20 protein-coding genes, 1 tRNA gene and 1 pseudogene are annotated in these 18,445 nt (G+C 70.8%); 12 read left to right on the top strand and 10 right to left on the bottom strand.

Annotation, left to right across the window (positions count from 1 at the left end; all coding sequences use genetic code 11):
* The first annotated feature begins 338 nt into the window (after positions 1-338).
* Positions 339-1,580: an MFS transporter gene (locus AC156L_RS31090; protein ID WP_330875573.1), complete on the top strand. Its 1,242-nt coding sequence runs from the start codon at positions 339-341 to the stop codon at positions 1,578-1,580.
* A 13-nt stretch (positions 1,581-1,593) separates the two neighbouring features.
* Here the strand turns inward: AC156L_RS31090 and AC156L_RS31085 are convergent, their stop codons facing one another.
* On the bottom strand, positions 1,594-2,223 hold the full coding sequence (locus AC156L_RS31085; protein ID WP_330875572.1) for a Scr1 family TA system antitoxin-like transcriptional regulator: 630 nt from the start codon (positions 2,221-2,223) through the stop codon (positions 1,594-1,596).
* A 76-nt stretch (positions 2,224-2,299) separates the two neighbouring features.
* On the opposite strand from AC156L_RS31085, the gene dnaN reads away from it, so the two are divergent.
* Complete coding sequence (gene dnaN / locus AC156L_RS31080) at positions 2,300-3,406, top strand: DNA polymerase III subunit beta (protein WP_330875571.1); 1,107 nt, start codon at positions 2,300-2,302, stop codon at positions 3,404-3,406.
* A 564-nt stretch (positions 3,407-3,970) separates the two neighbouring features.
* On the opposite strand, the gene AC156L_RS31075 is transcribed toward dnaN, so the two are convergent.
* The gene (locus AC156L_RS31075) at positions 3,971-4,789 is read right to left on the bottom strand and encodes an MBL fold metallo-hydrolase (protein ID WP_330875570.1); all 819 of its coding nucleotides are present in this window, start codon (positions 4,787-4,789) and stop codon (positions 3,971-3,973) included.
* On the bottom strand, positions 4,786-5,640 hold the full coding sequence (locus AC156L_RS31070) for an NUDIX hydrolase (protein WP_330875569.1): 855 nt from the start codon (positions 5,638-5,640) through the stop codon (positions 4,786-4,788). Before AC156L_RS31070 ends, AC156L_RS31075 begins: the two co-directional genes overlap by 4 nt.
* Before the next feature lie 40 nt (positions 5,641-5,680).
* Here AC156L_RS31070 and AC156L_RS31065 point away from each other — a divergent pair, with 40 nt between their 5' ends.
* A complete protein-coding gene (locus AC156L_RS31065) occupies positions 5,681-6,052 on the top strand; it encodes a hypothetical protein (RefSeq protein ID WP_330875568.1) in 372 nt (123 codons plus the stop codon).
* A 16-nt stretch (positions 6,053-6,068) separates the two neighbouring features.
* A complete protein-coding gene (locus tag AC156L_RS31060) occupies positions 6,069-6,959 on the top strand; it encodes a Gfo/Idh/MocA family protein (RefSeq protein WP_330875567.1) in 891 nt (296 codons plus the stop codon).
* A gap of 558 nt (positions 6,960-7,517) precedes the next feature.
* Here the strand turns inward: AC156L_RS31060 and AC156L_RS31055 are convergent.
* From AC156L_RS31055 to sp36, 4 genes are read right to left on the bottom strand one after another with little or no spacing between them, the layout of a single operon-like run.
* On the bottom strand, positions 7,518-8,744 hold the full coding sequence (locus AC156L_RS31055; protein WP_330875566.1) for a hypothetical protein: 1,227 nt from the start codon (positions 8,742-8,744) through the stop codon (positions 7,518-7,520).
* 35 nt (positions 8,745-8,779) lie between these two features.
* On the bottom strand, positions 8,780-9,397 hold the full coding sequence (locus AC156L_RS31050; RefSeq protein ID WP_330875565.1) for a hypothetical protein: 618 nt from the start codon (positions 9,395-9,397) through the stop codon (positions 8,780-8,782).
* 36 nt (positions 9,398-9,433) lie between these two features.
* The gene (locus tag AC156L_RS31045) at positions 9,434-9,892 is read right to left on the bottom strand and encodes a RidA family protein (RefSeq protein WP_330875564.1); all 459 of its coding nucleotides are present in this window, start codon (positions 9,890-9,892) and stop codon (positions 9,434-9,436) included.
* Entirely contained in the window at positions 9,889-10,044 is a 156-nt protein-coding gene (sp36, locus tag AC156L_RS31040; protein WP_259628849.1) for a Sp36 family protein, read from the bottom strand. Before sp36 ends, AC156L_RS31045 begins: the two co-directional genes overlap by 4 nt.
* Before the next feature lie 74 nt (positions 10,045-10,118).
* Between sp36 and AC156L_RS31035 the strand changes: the two genes are divergently transcribed.
* Genes AC156L_RS31035 through bagB form a run of 3 tightly spaced genes read left to right on the top strand, consistent with a single transcriptional unit; the run spans position 10,119 to position 12,535 of the window.
* The gene (locus AC156L_RS31035) at positions 10,119-10,370 is read left to right on the top strand and encodes a hypothetical protein (protein WP_330875563.1); all 252 of its coding nucleotides are present in this window, start codon (positions 10,119-10,121) and stop codon (positions 10,368-10,370) included.
* A gap of 36 nt (positions 10,371-10,406) precedes the next feature.
* Entirely contained in the window at positions 10,407-11,411 is a 1,005-nt protein-coding gene (gene bagA, locus AC156L_RS31030) for an ATPase BagA (RefSeq protein WP_330875562.1), read from the top strand.
* A complete protein-coding gene (gene bagB / locus AC156L_RS31025) occupies positions 11,408-12,535 on the top strand; it encodes an ATPase BagB (protein WP_330875561.1) in 1,128 nt (375 codons plus the stop codon). Before bagA ends, bagB begins: the two co-directional genes overlap by 4 nt.
* A 15-nt stretch (positions 12,536-12,550) precedes the next feature.
* On the opposite strand, the gene AC156L_RS31020 is transcribed toward bagB, so the two are convergent.
* Positions 12,551-12,853 carry a WhiB family transcriptional regulator gene (locus AC156L_RS31020; RefSeq protein WP_330875560.1) on the bottom strand — a complete coding sequence of 101 codons (303 nt, stop codon included), beginning with the start codon at positions 12,851-12,853 and terminating at the stop codon, positions 12,551-12,553.
* A gap of 251 nt (positions 12,854-13,104) precedes the next feature.
* On the opposite strand from AC156L_RS31020, the gene AC156L_RS31015 reads away from it, so the two are divergent.
* A complete protein-coding gene (locus AC156L_RS31015; protein WP_330875559.1) occupies positions 13,105-15,585 on the top strand; it encodes a transglycosylase domain-containing protein in 2,481 nt (826 codons plus the stop codon).
* Positions 15,586-15,631: 46 nt separating this feature from the next.
* On the opposite strand, the gene AC156L_RS31010 is transcribed toward AC156L_RS31015, so the two are convergent.
* Positions 15,632-16,102 (bottom strand): GatB/YqeY domain-containing protein, encoded by a 471-nt coding sequence (locus AC156L_RS31010; protein ID WP_330875558.1) that lies wholly within the window; start codon positions 16,100-16,102, stop codon positions 15,632-15,634.
* A gap of 65 nt (positions 16,103-16,167) precedes the next feature.
* Between AC156L_RS31010 and AC156L_RS31005 the strand changes: the two genes are divergently transcribed.
* The 4 genes from AC156L_RS31005 to AC156L_RS30990 all read left to right on the top strand — a co-directional run bounded on the left by AC156L_RS31005 (position 16,168) and on the right by AC156L_RS30990 (position 18,060).
* Positions 16,168-17,130 (top strand): metallophosphoesterase, encoded by a 963-nt coding sequence (locus AC156L_RS31005; RefSeq protein WP_330875557.1) that lies wholly within the window; start codon positions 16,168-16,170, stop codon positions 17,128-17,130.
* 18 nt (positions 17,131-17,148) lie between these two features.
* Positions 17,149-17,225: transfer RNA gene (locus tag AC156L_RS31000), tRNA-Pro, on the top strand.
* Positions 17,226-17,640: 415 nt separating this feature from the next.
* Positions 17,641-17,814: a hypothetical protein gene (locus AC156L_RS30995; protein WP_330875556.1), complete on the top strand. Its 174-nt coding sequence runs from the start codon at positions 17,641-17,643 to the stop codon at positions 17,812-17,814.
* Between the two features lie 9 nt (positions 17,815-17,823).
* Positions 17,824-18,060: a hypothetical protein gene (locus AC156L_RS30990; RefSeq protein WP_330875555.1), complete on the top strand. Its 237-nt coding sequence runs from the start codon at positions 17,824-17,826 to the stop codon at positions 18,058-18,060.
* Here AC156L_RS30990 and AC156L_RS30985 read toward each other — a convergent pair.
* Positions 17,992-18,246: pseudogene (locus tag AC156L_RS30985) on the bottom strand (recombinase zinc ribbon domain-containing protein); the annotation flags it as partial. The gene AC156L_RS30990 and the pseudogene AC156L_RS30985 sit on opposite strands and share 69 nt — an antisense overlap.
* Positions 18,247-18,445 lie beyond the last annotated feature (199 nt).

Here is an 18,445-nt window from a genome sequence, read left to right as displayed (position 1 = left end):
CGCGCTATCTCCAACTCCGGCGTTCAGGCCCCGACCCTCGTCGCCGGTGTGGAGGACTGGATACCCGGTCCGATCTCGGCCCAAACCCCTGCGCCGATCTTCACGGACGGGCACCGCTCCGGAGACCCGTTGTGCACACGATCGCACGACGACTCCCCGGCACATCAAGCCCTGTCACCCTGTAAGACGTCGAGTTCAGCTGATTCGTTGCCAACTTTCACCCGGACATCGCACTGCCGTGACCGAATCGCAACGGCGGTCCCAGCGGGTGGGCCGGTGATGGACCGCACCGGCAAATGACTGGTACGGGCGTACCACTGTGGTGCACACTGGTACGCATGTCCCACTCCGCCCGCCTCGCCGACTACCGCGCCGCCCTCACCACCCCCGGAATGCGCGGCCCCGTGGTCGCCTCCCTCCTCGCCCGCCTCCCGATCGCGATGGTCGGCCTGTCGCTGCTGCTCTACGTGCAGCGCACGACGGGCTCGTTCGCGATCGCCGGGCTGGTGTCGGCGGGCTCGCTGGTCGGTGTCGCGGTCGGCGCGGTCGTGCAGGGCAGGCTGATGGACCGGCTCGGCCCCACCAGGCCGCTGCTGGTCGCGACCGGGCTGCTGATCGTGTTCGCCGCGGCCTCGATCACGGCCGTCGAGTCGAGGGCGCCGGTCGCGGTGATGCTGCCCCTGGCGTTCCTCGTCGGGTTCAACGAGCCCATGGTCGGCTCCGCGTCCCGCGCCCTGTGGGCCCGCATGGTGCCGCCGGGCTCGACCCGCCTCGCGGGCTACGCCTACGAGGCGATCAGCATGGAGGTCTTCTTCATCCTCGGCCCCGGCCTGTCCGGGCTGCTGGTCGCGGCGCCGTGGGCGGGCACCGGCGTCGTCATCGGCGTCGTCTGCATGGTCATCGGCGCCACGTGGTTCGCGCTCAACCCCACCGTCCGGGCCGTCCGCCCCGCCGTCGTCGAGAACCGGCAACTGCTCGGCGCGCTGGCCAGCCCCGGCATGCGCACCGTCGCGCTCGCCGCGCTCGGCTTCGGGATCACGATCGGGTTCATCGAGGTCGCGGTGCCCGCGGCCGCGGCGAACGCGGGCCACCTCAGCATGGGCGGTCTGCTGCTGAGCGCCTGGTCGATCAGCTCCGTCGTGTTCGGCGTGCTGTACGCGATGAGGCCGTTCCCCAAGTCCATGCACCTGCGGCTGCCCGCGCTGCTCGGCGGGTTCGGCGCGCTGTCGCTGCTGCTGGCCGTCCCGACCACGCTCATCTGGCTCGGCATCACGATGCTGTTCGTCGGCACCCTGGTCACGCCGCAGGCGACCACCCACTCGGCCGCGATCGAGCAGGTCGCGCCGAAGGGCACGGCCACCGAGGCGTTCGGCTGGGTCATCACCGCCGTCACCGTCGGCCTGGCCATCGGCCAGTCGATCAGCGGCTACCTCGTCGAGCACGTCAGCACGTCGGTCGCGTTCCTCGCGGCCGGTGGCGCGGGCCTGCTCGTGGCGGCGGCGGTGTGGCTGCTCCGCGGCACGGTCGCGGCGGGCGTCCCGGCCGAGACGCGCGTCGAGATGGACCTCGCCGCCCGCTAGCGCGGTCACCGCACTAGGCCAGGAACACGTCCAGCCGCTCGAACACGCTGCGCGCGGCCCGCACCTCGTCGGGCTCCTCGATGAAGGTGGCCGCGTGCACGTGTTCGAGGTAGACCACGGACGGCCCCTTGGGCATGTGGAACAGCGTGCACGGGTGGCCGATCCCCGGGTAGGCGCCCTTGGCGAACGGGATCCGGCGGACGGTGATGCCGGGCTGGTCGCTCGGCATGGCGCCCTCGCTGGTGAAGACCGTGCACCGGCTCGGGTCCTTCACGTGCACCGTCGGCACCGCGTGCGGGCTGAGCACGTCCACCCGTTCCGCGGTCTGCCCGAGCAGGGTCAGGACGGACTCGGCCTCCGGCCCCCAGTCGCACTCCAGGTACAGGTCGCGCGCCCGCACGGCCTCACCGATCAGCACGTCCCGCAGCCTGCGCTCGATGCGCAGCGCGTGGAAGTAGGCGTGCAGGTCGGGCATCCACACGGGGGTGACGCCGTCCTCCAGGCGTTGGACGCGCGCTTCCACGATGTCCAGCCGCTTCGCCACCGCTTCGACGGTGAAGCCGGTCGCTTCCCGCAGGTCGCGGAGCTTCCCCCCAAGGACGCGGCCTCGCAGGGTCGGCATCGGCACCGGTTCGCTCTTCACCGGGCACACGCTAGTCGGACGGCCCCTGACCTCGCACGACAAAGAATTGTCGGACCCCGTCGCTAGCGTGCGCACCATGGACCTCACCGCCACGACAGCCGACCTGGCCGGCGCCGCCGCCGAGGTGGCCCGACTCCTGCCGACCAGGGTGCACGACCCCGTGCTGGCCGGCCTGGTGCTGCGCACGACGGGGGCGGGCGAGGTCGAACTGGCGGGCAGCGACCGGGAACGGGCCGTGCGCCTCGTGCGGCACGCGACCGTGCACACCGAGGGCACGGTGCTGGTGCCCGCCAAGCCGTTGGCGGAGACGCTCCGCACGCTCGACTCGCCCCAGGTGAGACTCGTCGTGGAGGGGTCGCGGCTGGCCGTGCGCACCTCGAACGCCCGCTTCGCCCTGCCGCTGCTGGAGGTCGCGGCCCACCCCGGTGTGCCGCCGCTGCCCACGCTGGCCGGGCACGTGTCGGCCGCCTCGCTGGCCGCCGCCGTCCTACCGGTGGCCGGTGCGGCGTCCCGCGACGACGCGCTGCCGGTGTTCACCGGCATCCGCGTGCACGCCGTCGACGACCGGTTGGAACTGCTGGCCACCGACCGGTACCGGATGGCGTTCGCGACGCTCCCGTGGCAGCCCACCGGCCCGCTGGACGTCCTGGCCCCGGCCGCGCTGCTGGCCGACGTGGTCCGCCAACCCTCACCCGGCGACCAGGTCTCGCTCCGAGCCGACCTCGACCGACTCGGCCTCTCCTGGCCGGGCGGCTCGGTCAGCACGGCGCTGCTGGCCGCTCCCTTCCCCGACGATCGAGCACGGAAACTCCTGGAGGCGGTCATCGACAGCACGGTCCTGGTCGACGCGGACGCGTTGGCGGGCGCGGTCCGCAGAGCCACCCCGTACGCGGGCCCGCACGGTTCGGTGACCATCCAGGTCGACGACAGCGAACTGCGGGTCAAGGGCAGCGACCCGCAGAACGGCGAGTCGGAGGAGTCCGTCAAGGCCACCGTCGACGGCAACCGGCTGACCAAGACGTTCCAGGCGCGGTACCTGAGCGACGCGCTGAAGGCGTTCACGGGGAAGCGCATCGAGCTGCGGATCCAGGACGGTCTCCGGTCGACCGTGCTGACGTCGCCCGCCGGGGACGACGGGGTGGAGCTGACGTACCTCGTCGTGCCGTTGAGGACGGTGGCCTGAGGTCCTGAGGGCCGGGGCGGGGTGCAGTGGGAAGGGAAGACCCGGCTTTTGTGCGGCTAGGGCTGATCAGGGGTGGTCACCTGTCCAGGGTGGGCGCGCCGTGGGCAGTGCTTCACCGCGGGTGGCTGTCGGCTTGTCGGCAGTACGCCGCTTGCTGCGGCTGCTCGGCGCTGGCGCTTGTCCGCAGGATCTCCTGCACCCAGCCCACCTGCCACCGCTCAGCCAGCACCGCCCAACCTGCCCTCCCCGCCTCCCAGCCTTCCCCTCACCCCCTGCCTGCCTACCTTGCCCGCCTGCCAGCCTTGCCCTGCCTACCAGCCTTGCCCTGCCAGTCAGCCGTTCCTGCCTGACTGCCTCGCCCCGCCTGCCAGCCCTGCCCGCCTGCCAGCCCTGCCTGCCTTGCCCTGCCTACCAGCCTTGCCCTGCCAGTCAGCCGTTCCTGCCTGACTGCCTTGCCCCGCATGGCTTGCCCTACCTGTCTGCCCTTGCCCTACCTGCCCGGCCACTGCTCAGCCAGCTAACCCCGCCCAACCTGCCCCACCCCACCCTGCTCAACCAGGCAGATCAGCCTTCAGTGCGCAGGTATTCCAGCTGGGCTTCCACGGACCACTCGGCGGCGCCCCAGAGCGAGCGGTCCACGTCGGCGTACACGACCTCGACCACCTGCCTGGCCGTTGCTCCACCGCCCAGTTGCTCGACCGCGTCGCGGACCTGGGCCAGGCGCTGCTCGCGGTGGGTCAGGTAGCGGCGGGCGGTTTCGGCCGCGTCGGGGAGTTCCGGGCCGTGGCCGGGTAGGGCGACGGTGCCCGGTGGGAGGTCCGCCAGGCGGTGGAGGGACGTCAGGTAGTCGGCCAGCTTGCCGTCCGGGTGGGCCACGACCGTGGTGCCCCTGCCCAGCACCGAGTCGCCGGTGAGGATCGCCGAGCTGCCCTCGTGGTCCAGCAGCAGGCAGAGCGAGTCGGCCGTGTGGCCAGGGGTGGCCAGCACGCGCAGGCGCAGGCCCGCGGCGGCGATGGTGTCGCCGTCCGACAGCGGGTCGGCGCCGTGGCAGAGGTCCGGGTCGATGGCGCGGGTCGGGGCGCCGACCAGTTCGGCGAAGCGGCGGGCTCCTTCGGCGTGGTCCGGGTGGCCGTGGGTGATCACCACCGTGGCGACGGGGCCGCAGGCCGCGATCCTGGTCAGGTGGGCCTCGGTCAGCGGACCGGGGTCCACGACCACGCACGACACCGAGTCCGGGGCTCTGAGGAGCCAGGTGTTGGTGCCGTCGAGCGTCATGATCGACGGGTTGTCGGCGAGCATCACCGAGGCGACCGGCGTGACCCGGCGCAGGATGCCGTACGCCGGGTGCTGGGCCTGGTGGCCGATCGCGGGAAACCGGCTCATCGTCGTCCCACCTCGTTGTCGGTTCCGGCGGTCGGGTACTCGGGGTCGCCGGGCAGCACCACGTGCAGCTCGCCACCCCTGCGGACGACCCTGGGGATGATCTTCTCCACCGTGCGGTCGGCGGCCATCACGGCGGCGGTGCTGTCGAACTCGTCCAGGTCGGCCAGCGCCGCCCAGGTCGGGGGCATCAGGCCGCGGCGGCCCTCGCGCCAGTCGGCGATGGCGGCGGCGGGCGTCTGCCACAGCGCGTCGGACGCCTCGCTGGTCACGTCGTCGGCGCGCTGGCCTTCGGGCAGGACCGCGACGAAGAACCGGGTGTCGTAGCGCCTCGGCTCCTCGATCGGCGTCACCCAGTGCGCCCACGGCCGCAGCAGGTCGGCGCGCAGCACCAGACCGGCCTCGGAGAGGAACTGCGCCAGCGACACCTCGCGCTTCTCCAGCGCCCGGCGCGCGTCGGCGTACGGGCGGGTGTCGGCGACGACGCTGGTGGCGTCCGGACCGGCGAGCAGCACGCCGGACTCCTCGAACGTCTCGCGGACGGCGGCGCAGACGAGCGCGGTGGCCAGCGCGGGGTCGCAGTCGAAGCAGCGGCCCCACCAGGCCGGGTCGGGGCCGGTCCACGAGACGGACGTGTCGGCGTCGCGGCGGTCGACGCCGCCGCCGGGGAACACGGTCATGCCGCCCGCGAAGGCCATGCCGGTGACGCGGCGCTGGAGGAAGACCTCGGGGCGGGCCTCCGTGTCGCGGATCAGGACCACGGTCGCGGCGTCCTTCGGCACGACCGGGGTCGCCGGTGGCTCGTCGGGCACCATTCCTTCGGGCAGCACCATGTCCGCGGGGAGTTCGCGCATGCCGACGAGCCTACTTCCGGGCACCGGGCAGGATGGGCCGATGGTCTCCGACTCCCGCCCACTGGTCACCGGCTGCCTGGTCAAGATCCTGGTGATGATGCTCGGCGCGATCCTCGGCACGGTGCTGACCGCCGTCGCCGGGGTGGTGCTGTTCATCCCCGACCGCACGACCGTGCACTCGACGCCGCAGTCGGCGCGCGGGCCGGGGGTGTTCGTCAAGAGGGTCGACAGCATCGCGGGCGCGACCAGCTACGAGGTGTGGATCGGTCCCGACGAGTCGCGCGGCGCCGTCGTGCCGATCCCCCGCGGCTGGGACAGCGACCCGGACGCCGTCTTCGAGAACGGCGGCACCCGGCTGCGCTTCGACGGCGGCGGCGAGATCTTCGTGCCGGAGACCGCCGGCGGGGGCTGAGGGGCAGGATGGGGCCGTGGAAGAACAACTGCGCGTAGGACTCATCGGTGCGGGCCCGTGGGCGACCGCGGTGCACGCGCCCGGCATCGCCGACCACCCCGGCACCCGGCTCGCGTCGGTGTGGGCGCGCAAGCCCGAAGCCGCGGCGCGGATCGCGGCCGTCCACGGCGCGGACGTGGCGTCCAGTCCGGACGAGCTGCTGTCCGGTGTGGACGCGGTCGCGTTCGCCGTGCCGCCGGAGGTGCAGGCCGAGATCGCCACCAGGGCGGCGGAGGCGGGCAGGCACCTGATCCTGGAGAAGCCGATCGCGTCCACGGTGGAGGACGCGGAACGGCTCGCCTCGGCCGTCGAACGGGCCGGGGTCGCGTCGCTGGTGCTGCTGACCCGCCGGTACGCCCCGGAGACCAAGGAGCTGCTCGCGCAGCTCCACCGCACCGGCGGCTGGACCGGCGCGGACGCGCAGTGGCTGTCCGGCGCGCTGCTGGACGGCCCGTACTCCCACTCGCCGTGGCGGCACGAGCGCGGCGCCCTGCACGACCTCGGCCCGCACGTGTTCGACCTGCTCGACGTCGCGCTGGGCCGCATCACCGACGTGACGGCCGCGACCGTCTCGGCCACCGGTCTGTGGCGACTGATCTTCGCCCACGAGGGCGGCGCGACCAGTTCCGTCACGATGTCCATGACGGTGCCGCTGCGACCGCCGGTCGCCGAGGTGACCGTCTACGGCGAGCACGGCTACCGCAGGCTGTCCACCAGCGGCACGTCCGCGCAGGACTGCTACACCCTGCTGCTCGACGACTTCGTCGCCATGGTCCACAGCGGCACCGTCGAGCACCCGCTCGACGTCCGGCGCGGCCTCCACCTCCAGCGGATCATCGCGTTGGCGGGTGACCGGGCGGGCGGCTGAGCGCCGCGGTGGCCTCCCCGCCCCCGCCGGGGAGGCCGCGAACCGGATCGTCTCGCCCGAACAACGCTCATCTTGATCGAAAACTTGCGCGCGCCACCCGAAACCCCAACCCGCGCAGGCTCATTCCCGGCCCAATTTCCTGGAACGAACGTGCCGGAAACCAGTGGAACGATCTTGTCGGACCCCCGCGCTACGCTGGAAATCGGGGGGACCCCCACCACGCGCGCGAGGGATGGGCCCCCGAATTCCACGTTACGGGGAAGGTCTGACAATTCCGTCGCCGTGCGCAGTGGAGTGATCTTGAGTGAAGTTGGGGAACACTTCCGATCATTCGCGGCCCGGCGAATTGACTGTTCCTCACATTCATCGCCCACCGCGAGACGAACGGCGAGCGGTCACACCCCGTGGTCGACCGGTGGCCGAGCGAGGCGCGGGACCGACCGCGGAGCCCGGACCCGATCGCGACGGAGAGTGATCATCCGGCTGCCGGATCCGGACCCCCGGCACAGCAACGCGCCCGGTCCCCAGGGGGAGCCGGGCGCGTGCGGAGGTCGTGCGTCAGGCCGGGTAGGGCGGGTGGCCGTTGTTCTGCTTGCCGCCGTTGACGAGGTCGCCCTTGTTCTGCGCGCCCATCCACGCGGGCGGCTGGAACGAGCCCTGCGTGCCGGAGCGGTCGATCTGCCACTGGCCCGCGTCGCCGTCCTGCGCGGGCGGGTCCTCGCGCTGCGCCAGCTCCTCGTGGAGCTGTTGCAGCAGCGCCCGTTCGCGGTCGCTCAGCTTCGCGTCCGCGGCCGGGGTGGCCTCGACGGCGACCGACGCGCCGGGCGGCAGGCCGTTCGGGTCGGCCAGGGCGGCCTGGAGCGCCGCCAGGTCGTCCGGGCCCAGTTCCATCGTCACCTCGGCGTTGTGGAACACCGGGGGCGGGGTCGGTGGGCTCAGCGCGGGCGGCAGCGGTGGTTCCTCGACCGGTTCGACGGCGTCGCGGACGACCCGCTTCACCGGCTTCGGCGGGAACGGCTGGCCGCCCTCGTAGGCCTCGCCGCGGTTGCGTCTGGGGGACTCTGAGCCGGTCTCGGGGATCTCCGGCACCGGTGTCGGCTCAACCACCGGTGCCTGGTCCCGAACGTCTTCCGGCCCGTCGAACCAGGCGCCGGACTCGTCCCGGTGGCCACCGCCCGAGGACGAGGAGCTGAACTTCACCTCGCGGGCCGTGGTGACGGCCGCCGCGTGGTAGTCGCTGAGCTGGGTCGCGGGCCTCAGGACCTCGACGGCGGCGCTGAGGCGGGCCCTGCGGAGCGCCCGGTCGATCCGGTAGGCGGTGGCCGGGGCGTAGCCCTGCGGGCCGATGTCGACCAGCACGAGCCGTTGCGGCAGCGGGCCGGGTGACGCGCCCGCGGGTGTCGAGCGCCAGACGCACATGACCGAGCGGATGTCGGGGAGGCTCGTGACGACCTTCGCCAACGCGTCCGCGACGCCGTCGGCCGGGTCGGACTCGGCCGAGAAGCGGTGTCTCGGCACGGGGAGGGTGTCGACCACGTTGAGCAGGTCGGCGAGCGAGCGCGCCGAGTTCAGCTCGTCCAGCAGGTCGGTGATCCGGCCGCGTTCGGCGTCGGTGACCGGGATCCGGCCCGCGAGCAGGGCGCCCACGACCAGTTCCACGGCCCGATCCGGTTCCGCGACGGCCAGCAGCTCCCGCGCCTGGGACAGCGCGTCGTCATCGACGCGACCGGCCAGCGCCAACAGGAGATCGTGCAGCCGGACGGGCAGTTCCACGTCGTTCGCCACGCCTGTTCTCCTTCCGGCCCGCCGATCGACGAGCGCTACACGGGCACCAGGTGCCCATCGACCTCGGCGCCGGTGCAGATCGGCTCCGATGCCGCCAGTGCCGCCTGGTGGTAGGGCGGCAGTTCCATTCCGAGCGGTACGACCTCGACGCACGGGTCGTGTTCACCCAGTGCGCGGAGCACCCGCTGGACCTCGCCCGTCAGACGGGCGTGGTCCGCGGTCGCGGCGATCAGGACGATTCGCCTGGCCACCTGGTCCCCACCGCCCTGCCGCCAGCTGGACCGGACCTCTCCGACCCCCTGGCGACCGCGCAGCGTGGCACCGAGCACCGCGGTCGCTGAATCCCCCATCGAAACACGATCGGGTGATTCTGCTGTGAAGGTGTAGCGGGATTCGGAGAGTTCGTCCACCCCTTCGACGGAACTCAGCATCGCCCGATCGGCTCCATTTGACAGCACAGCGTCAGCGAGGAGGTTCATCTCCAGGTCCGTCAGACCGATCCGGTCGTGCAGCAAAGCACGCGGTAGAGCGCGTGCGAGCACCACGACGGCGTCCGTCGCGGCCCAGTCGCGGAAGCGCCACAGGATGTCGTCCGGCAGCCGCCCGGCCAACCGGAGCAGCAGTTCGTGGCAAGCCCACTCGGTGTCCGACATCTCACATCACGCCCTTCACGACCCGGCCTTCACGGCTCAGCGGACTTCGACGACCAGCTCTACCTCGACGGGGGCGCCGAGCGGCAGCTCGGCCACGCCCACGGCGGACCGGGCGTGCACGCCCGCCTCGCCGAAAACCTCACCCAGCAGCTCGGACGTGCCGTTGACCACCGCGGGCTGGCCGGTGAAGCCCTCGGCGGACGCCACGAACCCGACGACCTTGACGATCCGGACGACGTTGTCGATCCCGACCAGCGCGTGCACGGCGGCGAGGGCGTTGAGGCCGCTCGTCCTGGCGTGCTGCTTGGCCTCCTCGGGGCTGACGTCGGCGCCGACCTTGCCGGTCGCGGCGAGGGCGCCGTCCACGAAGGGCAGCTGGCCGGAGGTGTAGACGTACGAGCCGGTGCGCACCGCGGGCACGTAGGCCGCGAGCGGCGCGGCCACGGCGGGCAGCTCGATGCCCAGGTCCGCGAGCTTCTTCGACCAGGTCGTCATGCCTTCGGCCTCTTCAGGTAGGCGACGTGCTGCTCACCGGTCGGGTTCGGGATCACGGTGACCAGTTCCCAGCCGTCGGCGCCCCACTGGTCCAGGATCGCCTTCGTGGCGTGGATCAGCAGCGGGACCGTGGCGTACTCCCACTTAGTCATGGCGGGGAGCCTAGCCGTCCGGCGGGCGGGTGAAGACCCTGCCCGGAACGGCTACGCGCAGCTACCTTGATCCAATGGAAACGTGGCGCGCGGTAGCCACCGGGTTGTTCGTGCTCGGTGGGCTGGTGATGGTGCTCGTGGCCATGGCGCAGGTCCGCGACCGGAAGCGCACGAGCCACGCCGAGGTCGTGCGGGCCGGGGTGATCGGCTTGGCGGTGGTCGCGGTCCTCGCGACCGCCATCGCGTTCTGGCTGCCGTCGGTCGTCACGTGGGGCGTGGTGGCCGCGACGGCCATGGCGGTGTTCTTCATCACGATGATGGACTGACCAACGCGGTGGAGCACGCGCGTTTAGGCTGACCAGGTGGCATTCCCCGCGACTGGTTGGACCCAGGAACTCACCCGAGCACGGCTGCACGTCGTCACCGGCAAGGGCGGTACCGGGAAGACGACGGCGGCGGCGGCGCTCGCGCTGGCGCTGGCGACCGGTGGTCGTCGGGTGCTGCTGGTCGAGGTCGAGGGTCGCCAGGGCATCGCCCAGCTCTTCGACCGGGCGCCGCTGCCGTACTCGGAGGAGCGCATCGCCTCGGCGCCCGGTGGTGGCGAGGTGCGGGCGCTGGCGGTCGACCCGGAGGCGGCGCTGCTGGAGTACCTGGACATGTTCTACAACCTGGGCTTCGCCGGTCGTACGCTGCGCAAGATGGGGGCGATCGAGTTCGCCACGACGTTGGCGCCCGGTCTGCGGGACGTGCTGCTGACGGGCAAGGTGAAGGAGTGCGTGCGGCGCACCGGCCCGTCCGGGCGGCACGAGTACGACGCCGTCGTGCTGGACGCCCCTCCGACGGGTCGGGTGGTGCAGTTCCTGGACGTCACGAAGGCGATGGCGGACCTGGCGAAGGTCGGTCCGATCAAGGGGCAGAGCGACGGGGTGGTGAACCTGCTGCACTCCGGCGACACCGCGGTGCACCTGGTCACGCTGCTGGAGGAGATGCCGGTCCGGGAGACGCTGGACGCGGTGGCCGAGCTGGACGGGGCCGACCTGCGGCCGGGGGCCGTGCTGCTCAACCGGGTGCGGACGGCGCGGCTGCCCGCCCGTTCCGTGGTCGCCGCGGCGGGGGGTCGGGTGGACGCGAGCCGGGTCCGCGCGGGGTTGGAGGCGGCCGGGCTGGACCTGGACGCCGAGACCGTCGACGGGCTGGTCGAGGAGACGGTGGAGCACGCCATCAGGGTCTCGATGGAGCTGGAGGCGAAGGAGAAGCTGGAGGAGTCGGACCTGCCGTCGCTGGAGCTGCCGGAGCTCACCGACGGCATCGACCTGGCCGCGTTGTACGAGTTGGCAGAGCTGATGGTGGAGCGGGGTGTGCGGTGAGGCCACCGCTGTTGGACGTCGACGCGCTGATCGACGACCCGGAGACGCGGGTGCTGGTGTGCTGCGGTTCGGGCGGGGTGGGCAAGACGACGACGGCCGCCGCCCTCGCGGTGCGGGCCGCGGAGCGCGGGCGGCGCACGGTCGTGCTCACCATCGACCCGGCGCGCAGGCTCGCGCAGTCCCTGGGCCTGCGGGAACTGGACAACAGCCCGCGCGAGGTGACGACCGAGGGCTTCGAGCCCAAGGGTGAGCTGCACGCGATGATGCTGGACATGCGCCGCACGTTCGACGACATGGTGCTGGCGCACGCGGGCCGCGAGCGGGCCGAGCAGATCCTGGCGAACCCCTTCTACCAGACCATCTCGACGTCGTTCTCCGGCACGCAGGAGTACATGGCGATGGAGAAGCTGGGCCAGCTCGTCGCCGACGGCGAGTGGGACCTGATCGTCGTGGACACGCCCCCGAGCCGGTCCGCGCTGGACTTCCTGGACGCGCCGCAGCGCCTGTCGACCGTGCTGGACGGCAGGCTGATCCGGATGCTGTCGGCGCCCGCCCGCGCGGGTGGCCGCGGCATCCGCAAGATCGTCGGAGCGGGGTTCGGGCTGTTCACCAAGGCCGTGTCGACCATCGTCGGCGGGCAGCTGCTCCAGGACGCGTCGACGTTCGTGCAGGCGTTCGACAGCATGTTCGGCGGCTTCCGCCAGCGCGCGCAGAAGACCTACGAGCTGCTGCGCTCGCCGGGCACCGGCTTCCTGGTGATCGCGGCGGCCGAGCCGGACGCGCTGCGGGAGGCCAGCTACTTCGTGGAGCGGCTCGGCGAGGAGGGGATGCCGCTGATCGGCCTCGTCGCCAACCGCACGCACCCCGTGCTGGCCACGCTGTCCGCCACCAGGGCGGAAGCGGCGGCCGACGGCTTGGAGCGCGCCGGTGACGCGCCCCTGGCCGCGGCCGTGCTCCGCCTCCACGCGGACCGCGTGGCCGTCGCCGACCGGGAGAAGCGCCTGATCGCGCGGTTCACGAAGGCGCACCCCGGTGTGGCGCTGGTCGGCGTGCCCGCGCTGCCGACCGACGTGCACGACCTCGACGGTCTGCACGAGATCGGGCGCAGGCTGGCGGGCGAGTGAGCCCGCGGTGGGCGGTCAGCTCACCCTGACGTCCACGTCGACGTCGACGAAGTGCTCCTGACGCGCCGTGTCCAGCAGTTCGTGCCAGGACGTGACGTCCGGCCTGCGCCGCAGCAGTGCCCGACGCTCACGCTCCGTCATCCCTCCCCAGACACCGAACTCGATCCGGTTGTCCAGGGCCTCGGCCAGACATTCCGTCCGCACCGGGCAGCCGAGGCACACCAATTTCGCCTTGCGCTGCTCCGCACCCCGAACGAAGAGCTGGTCCGGCTCTTCCTCGCGGCACGACGCATTGATTCGCCAATCCCCCTGGTCCATAACCCCCACCTCGTTTGAGCTGTCCAAACTCCGAAATCCGCCACACCCCTGCCGCGGATGCCGTAGGGTCACCACGTGAGTGGTCGACCGTCGGCGCCTTACTTGGACGTTGACGAACTCTAGGTGCTTCTGGTTCCACCTCCAACCCTGGGTTGCGCACCTGTTATCTGTCTTGAGTACGTCTACTCATCCTCGGTAATCAGTGTCGTGGGTCACTCTCACCCGTTCAGGTGCCGCGTACGCTGGCCGCCGTGCGAGTCAGGAACGGCCTGCTGAAGCTGCTCGGCCTGTGTCTGCTTGCCGGCGTCCTCCTCGCCGGCACGCTGTTCCCAGCCGTGGGCGCGCTCGGAGTCGTGTCCAACCGAGCCAGCGACACGGTCGACAGCATCTCCGCGGACCTGGTCACCACCGATCCCCCTCTGATCACCACGGTGACGGACAAGGACGGTGCGCCGATCGCCTACCTCTACGACCAGTACCGGGTGCTGACGCCGCCCGACCAGATCTCGGCGACCATGAAGGCGGCGCTGGTCTCGGTCGAGGACCGCCGGTTCTACGAGCACCAGGGCGTCGACTGGAAGGGCACGCTGCGCGCGGCCGTGACGAACCAGGTCGGCGGCAGCGTCTCGCAGGGCGCGTCGACCCTGACCCAGCAGTACGTGAAGAACTACCTGGTGCACGTCGTCGCCCGGAACAACAAGGTCGAGCAGCAGAAGGCCCAGGAGCAGACGATCGCCCGCAAGGCCCGCGAGGCGCGGATCTCCATCCAGCTGGAGCGCAAGCTCGGCAAGGACGAGATCCTGGCCCGCTACCTCAACGTGGTGCCGTTCGGCTCGACCATCTACGGCATCGCCGCCGCGTCCCAGGCGTACTTCAACACGACGCCGGACAAGCTGACCGTGCCGCAGGCCGCCGTCCTGGCGGGCATGGTGAACAGCCCGTCGGCGCTCGACCCCGAGGTGTTCCCGGAGAAGGCGCTCGAACGCCGCAACAAGGTCATCGACAAGATGGTCGAGAACGACAAGCTGACCCGCGACGCGGGCGAGGCGTCGAAGAAGGAACCGCTCGGTCTGGCGGTGCCGGTGCGCACCCCGCCCAACGGCTGCGTCGGCGCGGGCCCGGAGAACGGCTTCTTCTGCTCGTACGTGATCAACTACCTCCAGAAGAACGGGTTCAGCGAGGAGCAGCTCAAGACCGGCGGCTACACCATCCGGACCACGCTGGACCGCGGCATCACCGAGCAGGCCAAGCAGGCCGCCGAGGCGCAGGTCTCCAAGGACACCGACGGCATCGCCAACGCGATGGCGATCGTGCGGCCGGGCACGGAGAAGCACGAGGTGGTCGCGCTCGTCGCGAACCGCGACTACGGCCTCAAGGCCGAGGCGAACCAGACCCAGTTCGACCTGCCCAGCGGCGTGGAGAACAAGTTCGGCGCCGGGTCGATCTACAAGACCTTCACGGCGGCGGCGGCGCTGGAGAAGGGGATGGGGATCGAGAACACGATCGCCACCCCCGCGTCGCACACGTCACGGGTGTTCAAGGGCGGCGGCGACAAGTGCCCGCCCACCGGTGAGCCCGACACCCGCTGGTACTGCCTGAAGAACGCGTCCACCTCCTACCCGGCGTCGATGTCGTTGCAGACCGCGCTCCAGACGTCCCCGAACACCGGGTTCGTCATCCTGGAGGAGCAGCTCGGCATGGAGGCCGTCGTCGACATGGCGTCGCGGCTGGGGATGCGCGAGACGCTGGCGACGAACATCGCGGGCGTCCGGCCGGACTCGAAGGCCAAGCAGCAGGAGCTGCGGATCTCGCAGGCCGAGTTCTACAAGGGCAACGGCGGCAACGCCTCCTTCACGCTCGGCCCGGCGCCGGTGAGCACGCTGGAGCTGGCGAACGTGGCGGCGACGCTCATCAGCGGCGGCAAGTGGTGCCCGCCCACGCCGTTGCAGCAGGTGCTGGACCGCTACGGCAAGCCCGTGCCGGTCAACGAGCAGCCGTGCGAGCAGGTCGTGGCCGAACCGCTGGCGAACACCCTCACGACCGGCATGAGCAAGGACGACCAGGGCGGCGGCACCGCGGCGGCCGCGGCGGCCCAGTTCAAGTGGAAGCGCCCGATGCTCGGCAAGACCGGCACGACCGAGGACTACAAGTCGGCGGCCTTCATCGGCGCGACCCCCGACTACGCCGCGTCCGTGCAGACCTTCAACGACGGCATCGAGCCGCGCGGCATCTGCGTGGGCGGCAAGCCCCGCCTGTGCGGCAACGGCGACATCTACGGCGGCACCGTCCCGGCGCGCACGTGGTTCGACACCATGACCCGCGTCCTCGGCGACTCCCCCGCCAAGCCGCTGCCGCCGACCGACGAGCGGTACCTCAAGGGCGGCAGCGAGATCCGCATCCCCGACGTCGTCGGCCGCAACGTCAACGACGCCACCAGGACGCTGGAGGAGGCCGGGTACAAGGTCAGCACGCAGGACCGGAACTCCGAGCAGACCAAGGGCACGGTGGTGAGCCAGACGCCCCGCGGCAACGCGCTGAAGGGCGCCACGATCGTGCTGTTCATCAGCTCCGGCTACGTGCCGCCACCGCAGACCAGCGACGAGCCGGTGCCGCCGCCGACCGGTCAGGAACCGCCGCCGGGCCAGGGGCAGCCGCCGGGCCAGGGGCAGCCGCCGGGCCAGGGCGAGCCACCGCCGGGCGGCATCACGATCCCGGTGGAGCCGAGCGGCTGACCGCCGTGGTGCCTCCGACCGCCGCGGGCGGTCGGAGGCGGGGCCGTCAGCCCGCGAGCTTCGCCTTCACGGCGCCCGCGACGCGGCCACCCTCGGCGCGGCCCGCGACCTTGGCGTTGACGGCCTTCATGACCTGGCCCATCTGCCGCTGGCCCGGCTGCTCGCCGAGCTGGGCCGCGACCTCGGCGACCGCCTCGTCGACGAGCGCCACCAGTTCGTCGTCGCCGAGCTGCGCGGGCAGGTAGCCCTCCAGGATGCTGCCCTCGGACTTCTCCAGCTCCGCCTGCTCGGCGCGACCCGCGCCCGCGAAGGCCTCGGCGGCCTCCTTGCGCTTCTTCACCTCACGGGTGATCACCTTCAGGACCTCGTCGTCGGAGAGCACGCGCGCGCTCTTGCCCGAGACCTCCTCGTTGGTGATCGCGCTCAACGTCATGCGCAGGGCTCCGGCCTTGACCGTCTCCCGGCTCTTGATCGCGGCAGTGAGGTCGTTCTGCAACCGTGTCTTCAGCTCCGCCATGAGGCCGAACGGTACCGGGAACAGGCGATTACTCCTCATCGGTCGACGCCCGTAGGCTCGTTGACGTGAACACGTTCGGCCGCGCACTGCTCGCCACGACCGCCGTCGGGACCGCCACCCTCGCCTACGCGGCGGGCATCGAGAGACGTCACTGGACGTTGCGCCGGGCCACCGTGCCGGTGCTCGCGCCGGGCTCGTCGCCGCTGCGGGTGCTGCACATCTCCGACCTGCACATGCTGCCCGGCCAGAAGTCCAAGCAGCGCTGGGTGGCCGCGCTGGACGAGCTGGAACCCGACCTCGTGGTGAACACCGGCGACAACCTCGCGCACATGCAGGCCGTGCCCGCGGTCGTGCGCGCGCTGGGCCCGCTGCTGGCCCGCCCCGGCGTGTTCGTGTTCGGCAGCAACGACTACTTCGCGCCCCGCCCGAAGAACCCGGTCCGGTACCTGCTGCCGTCGGCGAAGACGAAGCGCGTGCACGGCATCAACCTGCCCTGGCGCGACCTCAGGGCCGCGATGGTGGAGCGGGGGTGGTTGGACCTCACGCACGTGCGCAGGACGTTCCAGGTGGCCGGTCAGACGGTGTTCGCGGCCGGTCTGGACGACCCGCACCTCAAGCGCGACCGCTACGAGGACATCGCGGGCCCCGCCGACGGGAACGCGGCCCTCCGGCTCGGCGTCACGCACTCCCCCGAACCCCGCGTGCTGGACCCGTTCGCGGCCGACGGCTACGACTTCGTCATGGCGGGCCACACGCACGGCGGCCAGCTCCGCGTCCCCGGCTACGGCGCGCTCGTGACGAACTGCGACCTGGACCGCGCCCGCGCCCGCGGCGTCTCCCGCTGGGGCTCGCACATGTGGCTCAACGTCTCGGCGGGCCTGGGCACCTCCCCGTACGCGCCGGTGCGCTTCGCGTGCCCACCGGAGGCCAGCCTCCTCACCCTCGTGGCGCGACCTGTCGACGCAGGTCAGGGTGGGTCTGGATCACTTAGGGAGACCCGATTCGGAGTAGGCGGGAACGTCCGGTAGAGTTCACCTCGTTCGAACCGGGGTGTGGCGCAGTTTGGTAGCGTGCTTCGTTCGGGACGAAGAGGTCGCAGGTTCAAATCCTGTCACCCCGACCAGATGAGTTTGGTTCAAACCCGGTTGATCAAGAAGCCGTCTCCCCTCCGGGGAGGCGGCTTCTTGCTTGTCCAGGGGTATCGGCCCACGTGGGCGCTCCACCCATAGCCGCTGCATGAGGGCGGTGAACTCGTCGTCCTCGCTCAGCTTGTCGCTGAGCGCCGCACGGCGTCGGTAGTAGGCACGAGGTGTCGGAGCGAGGCTCAAGCCGTCAGGGTCGTCTTCAGCGGCAGCGTCCACGTCAGCCATACGAGCGTCCAAGGTCATCAGCTCGAAGTAGGCATCGGTCAGCTCCGAGCCAACGATGACGGCGTCCATCACCCACAGCTTGTCGAAGATGGCCTGCGTCAGCAGAAGCTTCAGGGCATCGGGTGCCTCTACGAAGAACCGGTACGGATCGACCATGAGGCTCAGCGCGTGGTCAAGACTCTGCTCGATGGATTCGAGCGTCAGCGACCACTTAGCAATGGCCTTCTCGGCAGCGGCAATCTCGCCGTTAGTCTGATCTTGCTCAGCCTTGAACTCATCGAGGCTGAGCGCGTCGGCGAAGTAGGCCTCACGGTTCTTTTGTGCCCGTTGCTTCAGCCGTAGCAAGCGGGCTTGCTGCTTGTCGATGGCAGCAGCGGCATCATCGTGCTTGCCCTCAAATGCGTACGTGATCTCTGCCCGCAGTCTGGCCAAACGATCCTGCGGGATGCGTACGCGGCGGAAGTAGTTGGCGACTTCCTCTTCAATCGTGGCGATGGGTACGAAAGTCTGTTCACAACTGTTGTTGTCCTTCTGACGGCCAAGGCAATAGAAGTAGGAGTAAGTTATGCCGTAACGATTGGTGGGTGAGGTAATCCCCATGCGTCGGCCGCACCGGGCACAAAATAGGTTGCCCTTGAGCGGGTGCGGATGCTGCCTGCTCTTGTCCTTGTTGAGATTCCGAGCGGTCAGAATAGCTTGTACCACGACGAAGGTTTCATCATCGATGAGGCGCTGGTGCTCACCGGGGTACTGCACGCCCGCGTAAGTAACCACCCCGATGTAGTACGTGTTGCGCAAGATGCGCTGCACGTGCTGAATCTCGAAGAGCGTTATATCATAGGTCAGACTCGCGGCATTGAACGGACGCTACTTTCTCGGGTTGTGCGTGCTACAGCGCCAGGATTCAGAGTCTTTCCTTACAGCTTCGATGAAGATCCAGAGTCGCCGATTAAGAACATCAGGATAGGCGTAG

Source organism: Umezawaea sp. (assembly GCF_057122925.1).
This window is presented reverse-complemented; position numbering and strand designations above follow the sequence as displayed.